Annotated in this window: 15 protein-coding genes and 1 tRNA gene; 4 read left to right on the forward strand and 12 right to left on the reverse strand. The window is 69.9% G+C overall.

Going from position 1 to position 18,196, the window contains the following annotated elements:
* Nucleotides 1-29: 29 nt before the first annotated feature.
* Genes thrC through argS form a run of 4 tightly spaced genes read right to left on the reverse strand, consistent with a single transcriptional unit; the run spans nt 30 to nt 5,493 of the window.
* Complete coding sequence (thrC, locus tag FCG67_RS19165) at nt 30-1,118, reverse strand: threonine synthase (protein WP_077042250.1); 1,089 nt, start codon at nt 1,116-1,118, stop codon at nt 30-32.
* Complete coding sequence (locus tag FCG67_RS19170; RefSeq protein WP_136911286.1) at nt 1,111-2,424, reverse strand: homoserine dehydrogenase; 1,314 nt, start codon at nt 2,422-2,424, stop codon at nt 1,111-1,113. Before FCG67_RS19170 ends, thrC begins: the two co-directional genes overlap by 8 nt.
* Nucleotides 2,417-3,844: a diaminopimelate decarboxylase gene (lysA, locus tag FCG67_RS19175; protein ID WP_136911287.1), complete on the reverse strand. Its 1,428-nt coding sequence runs from the start codon at nt 3,842-3,844 to the stop codon at nt 2,417-2,419. The genes FCG67_RS19170 and lysA overlap by 8 nt, the downstream gene beginning before the upstream one ends.
* Nucleotides 3,841-5,493, reverse strand: coding sequence for an arginine--tRNA ligase (argS, locus tag FCG67_RS19180; protein ID WP_136911288.1), 1,653 nt, complete (start codon nt 5,491-5,493; stop codon nt 3,841-3,843). Before argS ends, lysA begins: the two co-directional genes overlap by 4 nt.
* Before the next feature lie 121 nt (nt 5,494-5,614).
* Between argS and FCG67_RS19185 the strand changes: the two genes are divergently transcribed.
* Together FCG67_RS19185 and FCG67_RS19190 are read left to right on the forward strand one after the other, a co-directional pair.
* Nucleotides 5,615-6,535: a thioredoxin-like domain-containing protein gene (locus tag FCG67_RS19185; RefSeq protein WP_136911289.1), complete on the forward strand. Its 921-nt coding sequence runs from the start codon at nt 5,615-5,617 to the stop codon at nt 6,533-6,535.
* 1 nt (nt 6,536) lies between these two features.
* A complete protein-coding gene (locus tag FCG67_RS19190; protein ID WP_136911290.1) occupies nt 6,537-7,304 on the forward strand; it encodes a DUF305 domain-containing protein in 768 nt (255 codons plus the stop codon).
* 18 nt (nt 7,305-7,322) lie between these two features.
* On the opposite strand, the gene FCG67_RS19195 is transcribed toward FCG67_RS19190, so the two are convergent.
* The gene (locus tag FCG67_RS19195) at nt 7,323-9,740 is read right to left on the reverse strand and encodes a phosphoketolase family protein (RefSeq protein ID WP_136911291.1); all 2,418 of its coding nucleotides are present in this window, start codon (nt 9,738-9,740) and stop codon (nt 7,323-7,325) included.
* A 136-nt stretch (nt 9,741-9,876) separates the two neighbouring features.
* Between FCG67_RS19195 and FCG67_RS19200 the strand changes: the two genes are divergently transcribed.
* Nucleotides 9,877-9,952: transfer RNA gene (locus tag FCG67_RS19200), tRNA-Arg, on the forward strand.
* A 135-nt stretch (nt 9,953-10,087) separates the two neighbouring features.
* On the opposite strand, the gene FCG67_RS19205 is transcribed toward FCG67_RS19200, so the two are convergent.
* The 3 genes from FCG67_RS19205 to FCG67_RS19215 all read right to left on the reverse strand — a co-directional run bounded on the left by FCG67_RS19205 (nt 10,088) and on the right by FCG67_RS19215 (nt 12,237).
* A complete protein-coding gene (locus FCG67_RS19205) occupies nt 10,088-10,456 on the reverse strand; it encodes a nuclear transport factor 2 family protein (RefSeq protein WP_136911292.1) in 369 nt (122 codons plus the stop codon).
* A gap of 120 nt (nt 10,457-10,576) precedes the next feature.
* Complete coding sequence (locus FCG67_RS19210) at nt 10,577-11,416, reverse strand: SDR family NAD(P)-dependent oxidoreductase (RefSeq protein WP_136911293.1); 840 nt, start codon at nt 11,414-11,416, stop codon at nt 10,577-10,579.
* A 125-nt stretch (nt 11,417-11,541) separates the two neighbouring features.
* The gene (locus FCG67_RS19215; RefSeq protein ID WP_136911294.1) at nt 11,542-12,237 is read right to left on the reverse strand and encodes an SDR family NAD(P)-dependent oxidoreductase; all 696 of its coding nucleotides are present in this window, start codon (nt 12,235-12,237) and stop codon (nt 11,542-11,544) included.
* Nucleotides 12,238-12,338: 101 nt separating this feature from the next.
* Here FCG67_RS19215 and FCG67_RS19220 point away from each other — a divergent pair, with 101 nt between their 5' ends.
* On the forward strand, nt 12,339-13,214 hold the full coding sequence (locus FCG67_RS19220; protein WP_136911295.1) for a helix-turn-helix domain-containing protein: 876 nt from the start codon (nt 12,339-12,341) through the stop codon (nt 13,212-13,214).
* Here the strand turns inward: FCG67_RS19220 and FCG67_RS19225 are convergent.
* The 4 genes from FCG67_RS19225 to cysD are packed head-to-tail and all read right to left on the reverse strand — an operon-like array spanning nt 13,174 to nt 18,128.
* The gene (locus FCG67_RS19225) at nt 13,174-14,208 is read right to left on the reverse strand and encodes a TIGR03617 family F420-dependent LLM class oxidoreductase (RefSeq protein ID WP_136911296.1); all 1,035 of its coding nucleotides are present in this window, start codon (nt 14,206-14,208) and stop codon (nt 13,174-13,176) included. The genes FCG67_RS19220 and FCG67_RS19225 overlap by 41 nt on opposite strands.
* Nucleotides 14,209-14,215: 7 nt before the next feature.
* Nucleotides 14,216-15,343 carry a 3'(2'),5'-bisphosphate nucleotidase CysQ gene (locus tag FCG67_RS19230; protein WP_136911297.1) on the reverse strand — a complete coding sequence of 376 codons (1,128 nt, stop codon included), beginning with the start codon at nt 15,341-15,343 and terminating at the stop codon, nt 14,216-14,218.
* A complete protein-coding gene (gene cysN, locus FCG67_RS19235) occupies nt 15,340-17,202 on the reverse strand; it encodes a sulfate adenylyltransferase subunit CysN (RefSeq protein WP_136911298.1) in 1,863 nt (620 codons plus the stop codon). Before cysN ends, FCG67_RS19230 begins: the two co-directional genes overlap by 4 nt.
* Nucleotides 17,202-18,128 (reverse strand): sulfate adenylyltransferase subunit CysD, encoded by a 927-nt coding sequence (cysD, locus tag FCG67_RS19240; protein WP_136911299.1) that lies wholly within the window; start codon nt 18,126-18,128, stop codon nt 17,202-17,204. The genes cysN and cysD overlap by 1 nt, the downstream gene beginning before the upstream one ends.
* Nucleotides 18,129-18,196: the final 68 nt, after the last annotated feature.

Genomic DNA, 18,196 nt, shown 5'->3' on the forward strand with positions numbered 1-18,196 from the left:
CGTGCTCCCTCCGATGCGCGGTGCGACCACTAGACGAGCTCGAGCGCCGCGGCAACCGCCACCGGGTCGACCGGGATCGGCTGCACAGCAGGCATTCCCGCGAGCGCCGTGTCGGGATCCTTGAGTCCGTTACCGGTCACGGTGCACACCACGGTCTGGCCGGCGTCCAGCCAGCCCTCCTTGTGCGCGGCGAGCAGGCCGGCGACCGAGGCCGCCGACGCGGGCTCGACGAACACGCCCTCGGTGCGGGCGATGAGCCGGTAGGCCTCGAGGATCTCCTCGTCGGTGGCGGCGCGGAAGACGCCGTTCGACTCCTCCTTGGCCGCGACGGCACCGTCCCAGGACGCGGGCGAGCCGATGCGGATGGCGGTGGCGATGGTCTCCGGGTCCTTGACCGGGGCACCGTGCACCAGCGGAGCCGCGCCCGCCGCCTGCACGCCGAGCATGCGCGGACGAACCGAGGTGATCCCGTCCGCGTAGTACTCCGAGTACCCACGCCAGTACGCGGTGATGTTGCCCGCGTTGCCGACCGGGAGGGCGTGGATGTCGGGCGCCTTGCCCAGCGCATCGCAGATCTCGAACGCCGCGGTCTTCTGCCCCTCGATGCGCACCGGGTTGACCGAGTTCACCAGGCCGATGGTCGGGAACTCTGCGGTGGTCTTGCGGGCCAGCTCGAGGCAGTCGTCGAAGTTGCCCTCGACCTGGATGATCTTCGCGCCGTGCATGACGGCCTGGGCCAGCTTGCCCATCGCGATCTTGCCCTGCGGCACCAGCACCGCACAGGTCATACCCGCGACGGCCGCGTAGGCCGCGGCCGAGGCCGAGGTGTTGCCCGTCGAGGCGCACAGCACGGCCTTCTGGCCCCGCGCGAGCGCGTCGGTGACAGCCATGGTCATGCCGCGGTCCTTGAACGACCCGGTGGGGTTGAGACCCTCGACCTTGAGGTGGACCTCGCACCCGGTGATCTCGGACAGGTGGGCGGCGGGCAGCAGCGGGGTGCCGCCCTCACGCAGCGTGATCGTCTTCCAGTTCGGCCCGATGGCGAGTCGATCGCGGTACGCCTCGATCAGCCCAGGCCAGGGGGTGTGAACGGGAGTGTGCAGGCGGGGGCTATTCACTGGAACCTTCCAATCGGAGAACACTGGTGACCGCGGTCACGAACTCGAGCTTGCCGAGGGCCGCAACGGTTTCGGACAGGGCCGCGTCGGTCGCCAGATGGGTGACCACGATCAGCCCGGCGCCGTTGCCCATGCCCTCCTGACGGACCGTCGAGATGCTGACGTCGTGCTTGGCGAACTCCGCCGCGACCGCCGACAGCACGCCCGCACGGTCCGCGACCTGCATGTTGACGTAGTAACGGGTGGGGATCTCGCCGATCGGCGCGATCTTGAGGTCCGCGTACTTCGACTCACGGGGGCCGCGGCCGCCGTGCACCCGGTTCCGGGCCGCCATCACGAGGTCGCCCATCACGGCCGAGGCGGTCGGCGAGCCACCGGCGCCCTGTCCGTAGAACATGAGCCGTCCCGCGGCCTCGGCCTCGACCACGACCGCGTTGAACGCGCCGTTCACCGAGGCGAGCGGGTGATCGAGCGGGACGAGCGCCGGGTAGACCCGGGCCGAGATCCGCTCGGAGCCGTCCGCGCCGTTGACCCGCTCGCAGATCGAGAGCAGCTTCACCGTGCAGTTCAGCGACTTGGCGGCCTCGAGGTCCGCCGAGCTGATCTTCGAGATGCCCTCGCGGTACACGTCGGCAGCGGTGACCCGGGTGTGGAACGCGATCGACGCGAGGATCGCGGCCTTCGCCGCGGCGTCGTAGCCCTCCACGTCCGCGGTCGGATCGGCCTCGGCATAGCCGAGCCGGCCCGCCTCGGCGAGCGTGTCGGCGTAATCGGCGCCGGTCTCGTCCATCGCGGAGAGGATGAAGTTGGTGGTGCCGTTGACGATTCCGGCGACCTTGTTGACCCGGTCACCCGCGAGCGACTGGGTCAGCGGGCGGATCACCGGGATCGCGCCCGCGACCGCGGCCTCGAAGTACAGGTCGACGCTCTTGTTCTCGGCCGCCTCGGCGAGCTCGCCGGTGTAGTCGGCCAGCAGCGCCTTGTTCGCGGTGACCACCGACTTGCCCGAGTTGAGGGCGGCGAGGATGAGCTTGCGGGGCACCTCGATGCCGCCGATCACCTCGACGACGATGTCCACGTCCGCGCGCGTGACCAGAGAGTCCGCGTCGGTCGTCAGCAACTCGGCCGGAACCCCGCGGTCACCCTCGATCCGGCGCACCGCGATACCGCGCAGCACCACCGGTGCGCCGACCCGCGCCTCGAGCTCGCGGGCGTGCTCGCGCAGAATTCGCACGACCTCACTGCCCACGTTGCCGAGGCCGAGGACCGCCACACCGATCGCGGCATTGCCACTCGGTTCAGTCATGTTGCTGTACCTCCAAGCTGAGCAGATCTTCCACTGTTTCCCTGCGCAAGATCAGTCGGGACTGACCATCACGCACCGCGACCACGGCAGGCCGGGTGAGCAGGTTGTAGCGGCTGGACATCGAATAGCAGTATGCGCCAGTGGCGGCGACCGCGAGCAGATCTCCCGCGTTGACGTCCTCCGGCATCCAGGCGTCCCGGATGACGATGTCGCCACTCTCGCAATGCTTCCCCACCACGCGGGCGACCACCGGGTCGGCCACGCTGTCGCGCGAGACCAGGCGCGAATCGTACTCGGCCTGATACAGCGACGTGCGGATGTTATCGCTCATCCCGCCGTCCACGCTGATGTATCGCCGGGTTGCGTTGGCACCCAAGCGAACATCCTTGACCGTGCCGACCTCGTACAGGGTCACGGTGCCCGGTCCCGCGATCGCCCGGCCCGGCTCGACCGCGAGGGTCGGCACCGGCAGTCCGGCGAGCGCCGACTCGGTGGCGACGATGTGCGCGAGCTTGGCCGCCAGGTCGTCCACCGGCGGCGGGTCGTCGCTCGCGAGGTACGAGATCCCCATCCCGCCGCCGAGGTCGACGATCGAGATCTGCGAGGACTTGTCCACCCCGAACTCGGCGACGATGGTGCGGAGCAGCCCGATCACGCGGTGCGCGGCGAGCTCGAATCCGTCGACCTCGAAGATCTGCGAGCCGATGTGGCTGTGCAGCCCGACCAGCCGCAGGTTCTCGGTGGCGAACACGCGGCGGACGGCGTCCAGTGCCGATCCGTCCGAGAGCGAGAACCCGAACTTCTGGTCCTCGTGGGCGGTGGCGATAAACTCGTGGGTGTGCGCCTCGACGCCGACCGTGACGCGGATCAGCACGTCCTGCACCACGCCGTGCGCACCGGCGACGAGGTCCAGCCGATCGATCTCCTGGGTCGAGTCGAGCACGATGTGCCCGACACCCGCGGCCACCCCGGCCTCGAGCTCGGCGACGGACTTGTTGTTGCCGTGCATGGCAATTCGCTCGGCCGGGAAGTTCGCGTGCAGCGCGATGGCCAGCTCGCCGCCGGAGCAGATGTCCAGCGACAGTCCCTCCTCGGCGACCCAGCGGGCGATCTCACCGCAGAGGAACGCCTTCGAGGCGTAATGCACCTTGCCGGTGGGGCCGAAGGCACGGGCCATGTCGCGGCACCGGGACCGGAAGTCGTCCTCGTCGATGACGAACAGCGGCGTGCCGTACTGCTCCGCCAGCTCGGTGACGGGCACCCCGGCCAGCCGGACCACGCCGTCCTCGCCGCGGGCGGCGTTGCGAGGCCAGACGGCGGCGGGCAGTGCGGTCAGCTCGGCCGCGGACTCCGGCCGCGGCGGCAGTCCGGGTGCGTGTGGGATCTCGGCATGCTTGGGTCCCGCCGGATGCGCGCTCACATTCGCTCCGGTGCGCTGACGCCGAGCACGGCGAGGCCGTTGGCGAGGACCTGGCGGGTCGCCGCGCACAGGGCCAGCCGGGCCGTGTGCAGATCGCCCGCGGGCTCGTCGCCCTGCGGCAGAACGCGGCAGTCGGTGTAGAAGCGGTGGTAGGTGCCTGCGAGCTCCTCCATGTACCGGGCGATCCGGTGCGGTTCCCGCAGCTCGGCCGCCGCGGCCACCACCCGCGGGTACTCGCCGATGGTCCGGATGAGGTCGCCCTCCCGGTCGTGGGTGAGCAATTCCAGCTTCGGGTTCTCGGTGGAGATGCCAAGCTCGGCCGCGTTGCGGCCAAGCGAGGCGAGCCGGGCGTGCGCGTACTGCACGTAGTAGACGGGGTTCTCGCTGGTGGTGCTGGTCCACAGCTCGAGGTCGATGTCCAGGCTCGAATCCACGGACGACCGGATCATCGCGTACCGGGCGGCGTCGACGCCGATCGCCTCGACCAGGTCGTCGAGGGTGATGACCGTGCCCGCCCGCTTGCTCATCTTCACCGCGACGCCGTCGCGGACCAGGTTCACCATCTGACCGATCAGCACCTCGACGGTGTCCGGGTCATCACCGAACGCGGCGGCCGCGGCCTTGAGCCGGCCGATGTAGCCATGGTGGTCGGCGCCGAGCATGTAGATGCACAGGTCGAAGCCGCGCGAACGCTTGTCCTGGAAGTAGGCGATGTCGCCCGCGATGTACGCCGCGTTGCCATCGCTCTTGATGACAACGCGGTCCTTGTCGTCACCGAAGTCGGTGCTCTTGAGCCACCAGGCGCCGTCCTCCTCGTAGAGGTTCCCGGACGCCTTGAGGGTCGCCACCGCCGTCTCGACGGCACCGGACTCGAAGAGCGAGTTCTCGTGGAAGTACACGTCGAAGTCGGTGCCGAACTCGTGCAGGGTCTTCTTGATGTGGTCGAACATCAGCGCCACGCCGATGGACCGGAACGCCTCCTGACGCTCGTCGGCGGGCAGCGCGAGCGCGTCCGGGCGCTGCCGGACGACCTCCGCGGCGATGTCGGAGATGTACGCCCCCGCGTAGCCGTCCTCGGGCGCCGGGTCGCCGTTGGCCGCGGCGATCAGCGACCGCGCGAACCGGTCGATCTGGGCGCCGTGGTCGTTGAAGTAGTACTCGCGGGTGACGGCTGCGCCCTGGGCGGCGAGGATGCGTCCGAGCGCGTCGCCGACCGCGGCCCACCTGGTGCCGCCGAGGTGGATCGGACCCGTCGGGTTCGCCGAGACGAACTCGAGGTTGATCCGCTTTCCCGCCAGCGCCTGGGACGAACCGAAGGCCTCGCCCGCGGCGATGGCGTTCGCAACGATGACGCCCTGGGCGGCCGCGGCCAGCCGGATGTTGAGGAATCCCGGACCTGCCACCTCGACGGTCTCGATGCCGTCGGTGGCGGTCAGCGCGTCGGCCAGCCAGGTCGCCAGGTCGCGCGGGTTGGCGCCCGCCTTCTTGCCGACCTGCATGGCCACGTTGCTGGCGTAGTCCCCGTGCTCGGGGTTGCGCGGGCGTTCGACGGCGAGCGTCGCCGGGAGGACGCTCGCGTCGAGCCCACGCTCGGCGAGGACCTTCGCGGCGGTCCCTCGGAGCAGTTCGGCAAGGTCGGCAGGAGTCACAGGTATCTATCCTATGGTCTGGCCGTTCACCGCCTGCGCTCAGGCACTGAACGTAGAGTGGGGCCCCGGCGGGACCCACCGCCTCCATGTGACTGTCCCACCACCGAAAGAGCACTCACCGATGCCAAGCGGTTCGGAAAATCGCGGCGCCAAGAACTCGGGCGCCAAGTCAGCCAAGGCCATCAAAGCCGCCAACAAGAGTGCCGGCGGCGCCAAGCCCAAGGCCGGGCTCCCCAAGCAACGCAACATCCCCTGGCTGACCATCGGTGCGGTGATTGCCGTGCTGGCCCTGATCGGTGTGCTCGCGGTGAACCTCTTCCCGAAGTACCAGGACAAGGCCGAGGCCGACAAGTTCGCGCCGAGCTCCGAGAACAAGGATCCCTCGATCGAGATCGACGGCGTCGTCCGGAACGAGTACCCCCCGGCGCTGCACGTGAGCGCGACGCAGCGGGTGGCCTACGACCAGACCCCGCCGTACGGCGGCCCGCACGACGCTACGTGGGCCACCTGCACCGGCATCGTGTACCCGAACGCGATCCGCACGGAGAACGCCGTGCACTCGCTCGAACACGGCGCCGTGTGGATCGCCTACAACCCCGACAAGGTCTCCGACGACCAGCGTGACGCGCTCGCGGACCGGGTCGACGGCAAGTCCTACATGCTGATGTCGCCGTACCCGGGCCTCGACTCCCCCATCTCCCTGCAGAGCTGGGGACACCAGCTCAAGCTGGACGACGCGAGCGACCCGCGGATCAGCCAGTTCATCGCCGCGCTGCGCCTGAACAACTTCGGGGTCTACCCCGAGGTCGGCGCCAGCTGCTCGACCATCCCGGGCGCGTTCGACCCGGACAACCCGCCTGCGTTCGACGGCTCGGCGCCCGGCCCCGACGCGGTGCCGATGAACGGCGAGGGCCTGGCACAGGATCAGGGCGAGCTGGGCACCGGCGGAGCGCCCGGCGGACTGCCCGGTGGACTGCAGCTGTCGGACCTCCAGGTCCCGCCCGCCGTCCCCGAGGCCCCGGCACCGGCGCCGGCTGGCTGACATGACTGATCAGACCGGAGCCGACCAGGACACAGTCGGGACGCAGGCACCCGAGGGCGGCAAGCGCAGTCAGCGCACCGCCCTCGCCGTGCTGGGCCTGATCGCCGCCGTCGCGATCGGGTTCGCCATCGGGTTCCTGGCGAGCCTGCCGCTGCGCGACGACGGCGCCGCCAACCCGGGTGCAGGTTCGGTGGACGTCGGGTTCGCGCAGGACATGACCGTGCACCACAACCAGGCGGTGGAGATGTCGGCGATCGCGATCGCCAATGCCACCGACCCGATGGTCCGCGACCTCGCGTACGACATCCTGACCACCCAGCAGAACCAGATCGGCCAGATGACCGGCTGGCTGTCGCTGTGGAATCAGCCGCTGCTCCCGACCGGTGACTACATGACCTGGATGAGCTCGGACGAGTCCGGGCACGGCGGGGACGGGCACGGGCACGCGGAGTCCGGCCACGACATGGGCGCGATGACCTCCGAGGCCGGAGCGCCCGCGTCGACGGGAGCGATGCCCGGAATGGCCAGCTCCGAGGACATGGCCGCGCTGCGGCAGGCCCGCGGCCCGGCCGCCGACGTCCTCTACCTGCAGCTGATGCTGCGTCATCACCAGGGCGGCCTGCCGATGATGGAGTACGGCGCACAGCATGCCGAGGTTCCGACCGTCCAGATGCTGGCTCAGACCATGGTCGACACCCAGCAGAGCGAGGCGGACCGGATCACCGCGATGCTCCAGGAGAAGGGCGCGGCTCCCCTGCCGATGAACTGACCGACCGCCTGCCCACGGTCAACGCGTCGTGGGCTCGGCGGGGGCGGTCGACCCCCACGTCCACTCGCGCACCTCGGGCATGTCCTCGAGGTGCGCGACGACGTGATCGCGGTGCCGCTCGAGCTGACCCCGGCAGTATCGCGCGAGCTCGTCGCCGCGCTGGGGCACCCGGCGGGCGCGGCGCAGCGCCTCGAGCACCAGGTCGTACCGGCTCATCCGGTTGAGCACCACCATGTCGAACGGCGTGGTGGTCGTGCCCTGCTCATTGAACCCACGGACGTGGAAGCGGTCCGCGTTCGGTCGCCCGTGCAGCAGCTGGTGCACCGCGCGCGAGTACCCGTGGAAGGCGAACACCACGTCGGTGTCCTCGGTGAACAGCTCGGCGAAGCCGGCGACGGTGAACCCGTGCGGATGCACGTCCTGGGGCATCAGCGCCATCAGGTCGACGATGTTGACCACCCGCACCCGCAGGTAGGGCACCCAGACCCGCAGCAGTTCGGCCGCGGCCAGGATCTCCTCGGTCGGCACGTCCCCGGCCGCCGCCAGCACGACGTCCGGCTCGTCCGGCCTGCCTGCCCCGTCGTCCTCGGTCCCCGCCCACCGCCACACCGAAGCGCCTGCGGCGCAGTGCCGGTCGGCCTCCTCGAGGGTCAGGTACTGCAGGTGCGGCTGCTTGTCGACGACGATCAGGTTGACGTGGTCGGTGCTGCGCAGACAGTGGTCGGCGATCGAGAGCAGCGTGTTCGAGTCCGGCGGCAGCCAGATCCGGACCACCTCGGGTGACAACGGGATGGCCGCGTCGATCATGCCCGGGCCCTGGTGGCTGAAACCGTTGTGGTCGTTGCGCCAGCAGGTGCTGGTGAGGAGCACGTTCAGCGAGGAGACCGGCTCCCGCCAGGGCAGTGTCCGCGCGTGTTGGAGCCACTTGGCGTGCTGGATCAGCATCGAGACGCTGACCATCGCGAACGCCTCGTAGCTCGCGAACACCCCGTGCCCGCCGGCCAGCAGATATCCCTCCAGCCATCCCTGGCACAGGTGCTCGCTGAGGACCTCCATCACCCGACCGTCGGGGCCGAGCCCGTCGTCGTGGTCGGTGACGGGCAGTTGCCAGCAGCGGTCCGTCGTCTCGAATACCGCGCCGAGCCGGTTGCTGGCGGTCTCGTCCGGGCAGAACAGCCGGAAGTCGCCACCGCCGTCGGATCGGGTGCCCTCGGCGTAGATGTCGCGCAGCATCTCGCCGAGCACCCGGGTGGTCTCGTGGAATGTCGTCCCCGGCGCGGGCACGTCGAGGGCGTACCGCTCGAGTGGCGGGACCGGCAACGCCCGGCGCAGCCGCCCGCCATTCGCGTAGGGGGTCGATCCCATCCGCTTGTCTCCCGCGGGCGCCAGAGCCGCGAGTTCGGCTGCCAGCGTGCCGTTCTCGTCGAAGAGCTGGTCCGGTCGGTAGGACCGCATCCATCGCTCGAGCTGTGCGAGATGGGCCGGGTTGGTGCGCACAGCCGACAGCGGCACCTGATGGGCCCGGTGCGTGCCCTCGACCAGCACGCCGTCGACGGTGTGCGGACCGGTCCAGCCCTTCGGGGTGCGCAGCACGATCGCGGGCCATCGGGGCGTGTCTGCGGAGGCGGTACCGGCGCGGGCCGCCCGTTGGATCGCGGTGATCGACTCGTGCGCGGAATCCACCGCGGCCCACAGCGCGCGGAACACGAGCCTCGGGTCGTCGCCCTCGACGAAGACCGGCGCCCACCCCTGACCGGAGAGGTAGGCGGCGACATCGGTGTCGGTGCTGCGCCCGAGGACCGTCGGTCCGGCGATCTTCGCGCCGTTCAGGTGCAGGATCGGCAACACCGCACCGTCCCGGCGCGCGTTGAGGAAGGCAGGCAGCTTCCAGGAGGCGGACAGTGGGCCCGTCTCCGCCTCCCCGTCGCCGATCACGCACGCGACCAACAGGTCGGGCCGGTCGAACGCGGCTCCGGCGGCGTGTGCGAGCGCGTAGCCGAGTTCGCCGCCCTCGTGGATGCTGCCCGGGGTCTGCACGCTCACGTGGCTCGGCACCCCGCCCGGCGACGAGAACTGCCGACAGAGCCGCCCGATCCCGGCCGCATCCGCGCTGACCTGGGGATAGATCTGCGAGTAGGTGCCCTCGAGGTAGGTGGCCGCCACCAGCGCCGGGCCGCCGTGGCCCGGACCGGTGACGTACAGCCAGTCCGCGTCGGTGCGGCGGATGTGCCTGTTGAGCACGGCATAGATCGCGGACAGTCCGGGACTGGTCCCCCAGTGTCCGAGCAGCCGCGGCTTGATGTGTTCGGCGCGCAGCGGCTCTCGCAGCAATGCGTTGTCCCGCAGGTAGATCTGGGCGACCGTCAGATAGTTGGCGGCGGCCCACCAGCGCAGGTCCAGGTCGAGTTCGGCATCGGGGTAATACTGATCGGCCATCGACGAGCCCTTCGGTATTCGTGGCGGACACCGGGTGCGTACCAGGCACTTTACCCAACCGGGGGGTCCAAATATGGATCCGGCCGATCGTGGGTTACGCTAACCCCGCCCAATGGCACGCCGGAAGTTTCGGCGGGCCCCCGTAGCTCAGGGGATAGAGCGTTCGCCTCCGGAGCGAAAGGCCGCAGGTTCGAATCCTGCCGGGGGCACCACCATCACCAGGAACCATCGATGGATCGGTGCATTTTCTCAGCCGCGATCAGCGGACTCTCTTCACACTGTGTGGCGCGAAGGCGCGGAAACCGCCATTGCGCGCACAGAATGTGAGCGCAATGCGGTCCCGTCGGCTAGCTGCCGAGCGCCGTCAGCGGCGTCATGTCGAAGTAGTCCCGCCAGGCCACGATCTTGCCGTCCGGCGCGATCTCGAAGACACCGACGACAGGCAGGTCGATCTGCTTGCCGTTGATGGCGAACACGTCGGTGCGCTCGTTCATCACGATCGAGCCGTTGGCCACCTGGTGGTGCACGTTGAACGCGATGCCGCCGAACGATCCGATGAAGCCCGTGATGAAGTCCTTGATCGCGGACTTCCCGACCACCGGTTCCATCGGGATGTTGTGGTAGACGGCATCTTCCGCGAAAAACTCGACGATCGCATCGGGATCGGCCTGCGCCCAGAGCGCGCAGAACTCGGTGACGACAGACTCCGGATTCATGGGTTCCCCTTCGGTTGGTGGTGTTCGTGTGCGGAAACCCTCTCACGCGGCTCCGCCGCCTTCCAGGACGACGGTCCGGGTTCGTTGCGCCAGAAACCATTTCGCGGAACCGCGGCGCGGTCAGCCGCCGAACGCCACCACGGGAGTGACCCGGCCCAGGATCATGTCGGTGCGGGGCTGCAGCGCCGGATCGAGGGCCTCGGGCTGGGGCACCACCCAGTACCGACCCTCGGCGACCTGCGCGAACACCCGCTCCGCGTGCTCGTCCGGGGTGAGTCCGTGTTCGTCCGCGTCGTTCTGGAGCCACTGCTGGAAGCCCTGCACCTCGGGCGGGGTGTCCGCGCCGGGACGCGCGGCCCGGAAGATGTCGCTCTTGACGTGCCCCGGCGTCACCACGGACACCCGGATCTGTGCCTTCTTCATCTGCATCTCGTAGTGCAGGCTCTCGGTGAGCGCCAGCACGCCGAACTTGGTGACGCTGTAGGGGGCCATGAGCGGGCTGGGCAGCAGGCCCCCGACCGAGGACACGTTGACCACCCACGCCGGGGTCTCGGCCTCGAGCATCCGCGGCACGAAGGCGCGCAGGCCGTTGACGTACCCGCCGATGTTGACGCGGAGCATGGCGTCCCAGCGCTCCGCCGGGATCTCCCAGGAGTACCCGAACGCCATGATCCCGGCATTGTTGACCAGCATGTCCACCCCACCGAATCGCCGCCAGGCCCGCTCGGCCAGCGCCTCGACCGCGGCCGGGTCGGCGACGTCGGTCACCACGGCCTCCGCCTCGGCGCCCTGCGCGCTGAGCTCCTCCCGCAGCGACTCGGTCCGCTCCGCGTCGACATCGGCCAGCACCACCCGCATCCCGAGACCCGCTGCATGCCGCGCGAGGCCGGCGCCGATTCCGCTCGAGGCGCCGGTGATGACCGCAACCTTGCCTTTGAACACCTGCTGGGCCGATTCCATGGCAATCTCCGTCCTGAGTTCGATTGCCACCGAGGCTAGGCCGCACCGGAGCGCCCGGGGCGCCGTCGGCCCGATGGGTGGAACAGTTGCCGCGCGCGACTACTCGACCGAACGGATGACCCGCATCACCAGCCGACCGGCCCGGATGCCGCGAAGAACGACCCCGTCGGGCCGTCGACGCCGATGCCCGCCATCCGAACGATGATCGCGGCGCCCTCCGCCACGGTCTGAGTGCCGCTGTTTCCGTTGAGGTCGGTCGCGGTGTAGCCGGGGTCGACCACGTTGACGCGGAACCGCGGCAGCGCCTTCGCGTACTGCGTGGTGATCATGTTCACCGCGGTCTTGGACGAGGGATACCCGATGCCGACGAGACCGGCCTCGATCCGATCCGGGTCGGTCGTGACCGCGAGTGATCCCATGCCGCTGCCCACGTTGACCACGACGGGCGCCGCCGACAGATCGAGCAGCGGGATGAACGCGTGCATCATGCGGACGATGCCGAAGACGTTGGTCTCGTACACCTCCCGCACCTGGTCCGCGCGGGTGTCGCGTGGATGGTCGAACGTCCCTCCGATGCCGGCGTTGTTCACCAGCACGTCGAGCACGCCGTCGCGCTGCTCGATGTGGGCGGCCGCCGCGGCGACGGACGCGTCGTCGGTGACGTCGAGCGGGACGTGCCGCGCACCGAGCGCGGCTGCCGCGGCCTCCCCCCGACCGGCGTCGCGGGCCCCGAGGTAGACGCAGTGGCCTGCCTCGACGAGGGCGCGGGCGGTTTCGAATCCGAGGCCCTTGTTGGCTCCGGTGATGAGTGTGATGGTCATGTCCCCACTTTCGGCCGCCACGAGCCCGCTGCCCAGGCGTCCCGTCATCCTGGGAACGCCAGTACCACCCTCGCGGATACGAGACGGGCGATACTCGAGGCATGAGTGCTGACGAACGGCAGCTCGGCCGGATGCTGCGCGCCTGGCGCGACAGGGTTGATCCCGGCGAGGCAGGCATCTCGGTCGGCCCCAAGCGGCGGTCCCCCGGCCTACGACGCGAAGAGGTCGCGCACGCGGCAGGCGTCTCGGTGGACTACCTCACGCGGCTCGAACAGGGGCGCTCGCAACATCCTTCACCGCAGGTGCTCTCGGCGCTGGCCCGCACGCTCCGGCTGACGGCCGCCGAACGCGACCACCTGTACCTGCTTGCCGGCCTGCTCACACCGTCGGCAGGCACCGTCGACGCGCATGTGACGCCGGGGGTGCAGCGCCTCGTCGAGCGGATGCGCGACCTACCGGTCGCCGTCTATGACGCGCGCTGGACGCTCGTCACATCGAATCCGCTGTGGGATGCGCTGATGGGCGCACCGCTGACCGGCGACGCCCGTGCACGAAACCTGCCGTGGCTGATCTTCCTCGGCGCACCGGCCCGGGTGCGCCACAGTCCCGAGGAGCGAGTGGCGCTCGAGTCCGCGGTCGTCGCCGACCTCCGTCAGGCGAGCGCCCGCTACCCGCGCGACAGCGAGCTCGCCGACCTCGTGCGCGGGCTCCGCGCGGAATCGCCCCGGTTCGCCGAGCTCTGGGAGCGCGCCGAGGTGACCACGCACACCGCCGACCGCAAGACGATCGAGCACCCCGAGGTCGGGACGATCACGCTCGACTGCGACGTGCTGACCGTGCAGGGCGCCGACCTGCGTATCGTCGCCTACTCCGCGGAGGCAGGCAGCCCCGATGCCGCGGCGCTCGACCTGCTCCGGGTCATCGGCGAGGCGCCGCTCAGTCCAGATCGCGCAGTCGCCGCACCACATCGGCCATAGCGGGGTCACGCGACGGATCCGCGGGCAGCGGCAGGGTGACCGCATCGGCGAGCCCGCCGATCCGCTCGTGGATCAGCTCGGGCAGCTCCCCGTAGCGCGCCGACGGCAGCATCGCGTCGAGCACCTCGTCGGTGACAAGTTCCCGGAGCCGGTCCCAGTCGTTCGTCCGGACCATCCGGGCCAGCGGTTCGCGCAGATCGCCGAGGCCGCAGCGTTCGAGCTCGCGACGGTATTCCGGGGTCGAGTACAGGAAGGCGAACTGGCGCCGATGTCGCTCTCTCTCGGTATCGAGGTCGGCCTGCGTCTCGCCGGTGATCACCTGGAATCCCGCGACGAGCTCGCAGTCGTCCGGGTTGCGGCCCGCGGCCGCCGCGCCTGCCGCCAGCGCCGGGCGGACGTCCTGCTCCAGGAACGACGGGCTCGAGCCGGTGGGGTGCGTGATCAGCCCGTCCGCCACCTCACCCGCCACGGTGCACATCCGGCGGCCCACCCCGCCCAGGTAGATCGGCGGGCAGGCCATCTCGGCGTCGGTCGCGTCGTGCGGATTGAAGTACGGCTGCATCCGGGTGAAGCCGTAGTGCTCGCCCTCGAAGGGCGTCAGCGTCCCGGTCCGGAACGTCTCGAACGCCGCCCGGACCACGTGGACGTACTCCGCCATCCGCGCAGCCGGCTCGGCCCAGGGCATCGCGTACCGCTGCTCGATGTTCTGCCTGATCTGGCTGCCGAGGCCGAGGTGGAACCGGCCGCCGGACATCCTCGCCAGGTCCCATCCCGTGTACGCGGTGAGCAGCGGGCTGCGGACGAAGGCCAGCGCGACCGACGTCCGCACCACGATCCGGGAGGTGCTCTGCAACGCGATCAGCGCGAGCAGGAACGGATCGTGCACCGTCTCCGAGACGTGCATGCCGTCGTAGCCCGCGGCCTCGACCCTCCGGGCATAGGCGCCGACGTCGCCGAGCCCCATCCGCGGATCCGCTCCGGTGAAGACCTTCACGCCGCCGTCACCCGGCCGCCGGGTGCGGCTCGATGATCGCCAGGATCGACTCGATCTCCCCGCCCGGTATCGAGAAGTGCTCGGTGATCGCGACGGTGACGACGTGCGCGCCCGCGCCCATGTCGAGCAGGAACCGGGCCACCACGTTCGGCCCCCATTCCCGGAACTCCAGGTCCCGGATGCCGGTGATCGGCTTGTACTGGTCGCCGTGCTCCAGCTCGGCGATGATCTCGGGCCCGGAATCGCCCGTGCGCTGGCCGTTCTCGACCCGGAGGCAGTCCGCCGCCAGCCGCACCTTGCTCGCGTCGTGGGTGACCAGGCTGCTCAGGTACTCGCGCACCATCGCCACCCGGGGGCTGTCTGCGGGCGCACCGGTCAGCTCGGCGATCCCGTCGAGCAGCGGCCGGGCCAGCTCGGGCCTGCAGATGACGAGGTCCGGCAGGTAGGGATGCGCCTCGTTGTAGATCAGCGGTGTCCCGTCGATCCGCGAGCAGTGCAGGCCGGCGGCCTGTGCCACCCCGACGGGCGCCGCCGAATCCCACTCCCACTGGCCACCGGCGTGCACGTAGGCGTCGGCCTCGCCGCGCAGCACCGCCATCGCCTTGGCGCCGGCCGAGCCCATCGGCGCGACATCGGCGCCGATCCGCTCGGCGAGCGGGCCGATGAATTCCGGAGGGCGGCTGTCGCTCACCAGGATTCGAGGGCGGACCCGTCCTGCCGGACCCGCCAGGGGAGCCGACCCGCTCACGTAGACCTCACCAAGCGCGGGCTGGGCGACGGCGGCCGTCGTGATCCCCGCGCCGCGTTCCCACAGCGCGACGTGCACCGCCCAGTCGGGCCGTCCCGGCAGCCCGTACTCCCGCGAGCCGTCCAGCGGATCGATGATCCACACCCGCGGATTGTCCAGGCGGGCAAGGTCATCCGCGGACTCCTCGGACAGCACGGCGTCAGCCGGACGGTGCTCCCCGAGCAGCCCCAGCAGCAGCGTGTTCGCCTCCTTGTCGCCCCTGCGCCCGAGCTCACGCGCCTGTGTCTTCTCGAGCGGGGCCTCGCCCAGCTCGCGGTTTCTCAGCTCCAGGAGGAGTTCGCCCGCACGGGTGGCCAGTTCGCCGGCGAGCACGGCATCGGTCGTCATAGGTTCAGATACTCCATGATCGTGGCGGCCTGGGCGACGGGATCGCCGTCCTCGGGTCGCAGCACCAGTTCGGCGTTCGTCGGCGCCTCGTACGGGTCGTCGACGCCGGTGAAGCCGGTGATCTCACCGGCCCTCGCCTTGGCGTACATGCCCTTCGGGTCGCGGGCCTCGCACTGCTCGATCGGGGTGTCGATGAACACCTCGATGAACGGCAGGCCTGCCGCGATGTGCTGGGCCCGCACCCGGTCCCGGTCCTCCCGATACGGACTGATCAACGAGGCGACCGCGACCATCCCCGCGTCGGCGAGCAGCTGGGCGACCTCGCCGACCCGCCGGACGTTCTCGGCCCGGTCCGCGGCACCGAAGCCGAGGTCGGAGTTGAGCCCGTGCCGCAGGTTGTCCCCGTCCAGCCGGTAGGCGGGCACGCCGGAGGCCACCAGCCGTCGCTCGAGTTCGACGGCGACCGTGGACTTCCCGGACGCGGACAGCCCGGTCAGCCACACCGTGGCGCCCTTGGTGGCGCGCTCGGCCCGGGAGACCGACGCGGCGTGCCAGACGACCTTCGACTCCTTGAGCGTCGGCCCGAGGATCATGCCTGCCGCGACGGTGTTGCCGGTCGACTCGTCGACCAGGATGAAGCTGCCGGTCACCCGGCTGCGACGGTACGGGTCGAACAGCAGCGGCTGCTGCGTCTTCAGCTGGATCCGGCCGATCTCGTTGAGCGACAACGACTGCGCGACCTCGTCCCGGTGCAGGGTGTTGACGTCGAGCCGGTAGTCGAGCCGGACCACCTGAGCCTTGGTGGACTTGGTGGTGTGCATCAGGGTGTATCGGGTGTTCTCGGAGAGCGAGGACTGTTCGGTGAGCCAACAGACCATCGCGTCGATCTCCTGGCCTACCTGCGGGCGGTTGTTCGGCCGGCAGAGCACGTCGCCGCGGCTGACATCCAGGTTGTCGGCCAGCGAGATCGTCACCGCGGACGGCGCGAACGCCTCCTCGATCACGGTTCCGCCGGGACCGAAGATGGCCTCGACCGTGGAGGTGAAGCCCGAGGGCAGCACGACGACCTCGTCGCCCGGCTTGAACACGCCGCTGGCGACGGTGCCCGCGTAGCCGCGGAAGTCGTGCAGCTCGGCGTCAGTCTGGCGCTGCGGCCGGATCACGTACTGCACCGGGAAGCGCGCGTCGATGAGGTTGCGGTCCGAGGCAATGTGCACGTCCTCGAGGTGGTGCAGCAGCGAGGAGCCCTCGTACCAGGGCATGTTCTCGGTGCGGGTGACGATGTTGTCGCCCTTGAGCGCGGAGACCGGGATGAACGTCAGGTCGTGCACGTCGAGCTTGATCGCGAACTGACGGAACTCCTCCTTGATCTCCTCGAAGCGCTCCTGCGACCAGTCGACCAGGTCCATCTTGTTCACGCACAGCACCAGGTGCGGGATCCCGAGCAGGGTGGACAGGAAGGCGTGCCTGCGGGTCTGCTCCAGCACGCCCTTGCGCGCGTCGACCAGGATCAGCGCGAGGTCCGCGGTGGAGGCCCCGGTGACCATGTTGCGGGTGTACTGCTCGTGACCGGGGGTGTCGGCGATGATGAACTTGCGGTGCGGGGTGGCGAAATACCGGTGCGCGACATCGATGGTGATGCCCTGCTCCCGCTCTGCGCGCAGCCCGTCGGTGAGCAAGGCGAGGTTGGCGTACTCGTCGCCGCGCTCGCGACTGCTGCGTTCGACCGCCTCGAGCTGATCCTCGAAGATCGACTTGGAGTCGTAGAGCAGCCGGCCGATCAGCGTCGACTTCCCGTCGTCGACGCTGCCCGCGGTGGCGACGCGGAGCAGCTGCAGGGCGTGGTGGGACTGCGACATCAGAAGTACCCCTCCTTCTTGCGGTCTTCCATCCCGGCCTCGGAGATCCGGTCGTCGGCGCGGGTGGCCCCCCGCTCGGTGATGCGGCTGGCCGCCACCTCGGTGACGACGGCGGCAGCGGTGGCCGCCGAGGACTCCACGCAGCCGGTGCAGGTGGCATCGCCGACGGTCCGGAACCGGACGAGCTCCTCGTACGACTCCTCCCCCGGGAGCAGCGTCAGGAACCTGGTGTGCGCCAGCAGCATTCCGTCGCGCGGCACCACCTGGCGGCGGTGCGCGTAGTAGATGGCCGGCAGCTCGATCTGTTCCTCGAGGATGTACTGCCAGATGTCGAGTTCGGTCCAGTTGGACAGCGGGAACACCCGGATGTGCTCGCCCTTGCGGTGCTTGCCGTTGTAGAGGTTCCACAGCTCGGGTCGTTGCGCGCGCGGATCCCATTGCCCGAACTCGTCGCGGAAGCTGAACACCCGCTCCTTGGCGCGCGCCTTCTCCTCGTCGCGGCGGGCCCCGCCGAAGACCGCGTCGAACTCGTTGTCGCGGATACCGCGCAGCAAGGCGTGCGTCTGCAGCCGGTTGCGGCTGGCCCGCGGCCCCTGCTCCTCGGTGACGCGGCCCGCGTCGATGTCGTCCTGCACCCGCGAGACCACGAGGCGGAGGCCGAGCTCGTCGACCACGCGGTCCCGGAATTCGATCACCTCGTCGAAGTTGTGGCCGGTGTCGACGTGCATCACCGCGAAGGGCAGCGGCGCGGGCCAGAAGGCCTTGGCGGCGACGTGCAGCATCACCACCGAGTCCTTGCCCCCGGAGAACAGAAGGACGGGGCGCTCGAAGGTGGCGGCCACCTCACGGAAGATGTGCACCGCTTCCGCCTCGAGCGCGCCCAGGTGGGACAGCTCGTAGGCGGGTGGTGCGTGTCGGGTTGTCATGTGCGGCTCCTCGACTGGATCGGGGTCCGAGCGTCGGTACATTTTTGTACCGAGGCGGTTCGAAATTG

Origin of the sequence: Rhodococcus oryzae, from assembly GCF_005049235.1 — a bacterium.
GTDB lineage: Bacteria > Actinomycetota > Actinomycetes > Mycobacteriales > Mycobacteriaceae > Rhodococcus_G > Rhodococcus_G oryzae.

Excerpts from the sequence above, each read along its gene's own strand:
- FCG67_RS19190 (WP_136911290.1), top strand. The coding sequence starts at position 6,537 with ATGACTGATCAGACCGGAGCCGACCAGGACACAGTCGGGACGCAGGCA.
- FCG67_RS19230 (WP_136911297.1), bottom strand. The coding sequence starts at position 15,343 with ATGACGACCGATGCCGTGCTCGCCGGCGAACTGGCCACCCGTGCGGGC.
- cysD (WP_136911299.1), bottom strand. The coding sequence starts at position 18,128 with ATGACAACCCGACACGCACCACCCGCCTACGAGCTGTCCCACCTGGGC.
- FCG67_RS19170 (WP_136911286.1), bottom strand. The coding sequence starts at position 2,424 with ATGACTGAACCGAGTGGCAATGCCGCGATCGGTGTGGCGGTCCTCGGC.
- FCG67_RS19195 (WP_136911291.1), bottom strand. The coding sequence starts at position 9,740 with ATGGCCGATCAGTATTACCCCGATGCCGAACTCGACCTGGACCTGCGC.
- FCG67_RS19215 (WP_136911294.1), bottom strand. The coding sequence starts at position 12,237 with ATGACCATCACACTCATCACCGGAGCCAACAAGGGCCTCGGATTCGAA.
- FCG67_RS19210 (WP_136911293.1), bottom strand. The coding sequence starts at position 11,416 with ATGGAATCGGCCCAGCAGGTGTTCAAAGGCAAGGTTGCGGTCATCACC.
- FCG67_RS19185 (WP_136911289.1), top strand. The coding sequence starts at position 5,615 with ATGCCAAGCGGTTCGGAAAATCGCGGCGCCAAGAACTCGGGCGCCAAG.
- cysN (WP_136911298.1), bottom strand. The coding sequence starts at position 17,202 with ATGTCGCAGTCCCACCACGCCCTGCAGCTGCTCCGCGTCGCCACCGCG.
- FCG67_RS19220 (WP_136911295.1), top strand. The coding sequence starts at position 12,339 with ATGAGTGCTGACGAACGGCAGCTCGGCCGGATGCTGCGCGCCTGGCGC.
- FCG67_RS19205 (WP_136911292.1), bottom strand. The coding sequence starts at position 10,456 with ATGAATCCGGAGTCTGTCGTCACCGAGTTCTGCGCGCTCTGGGCGCAG.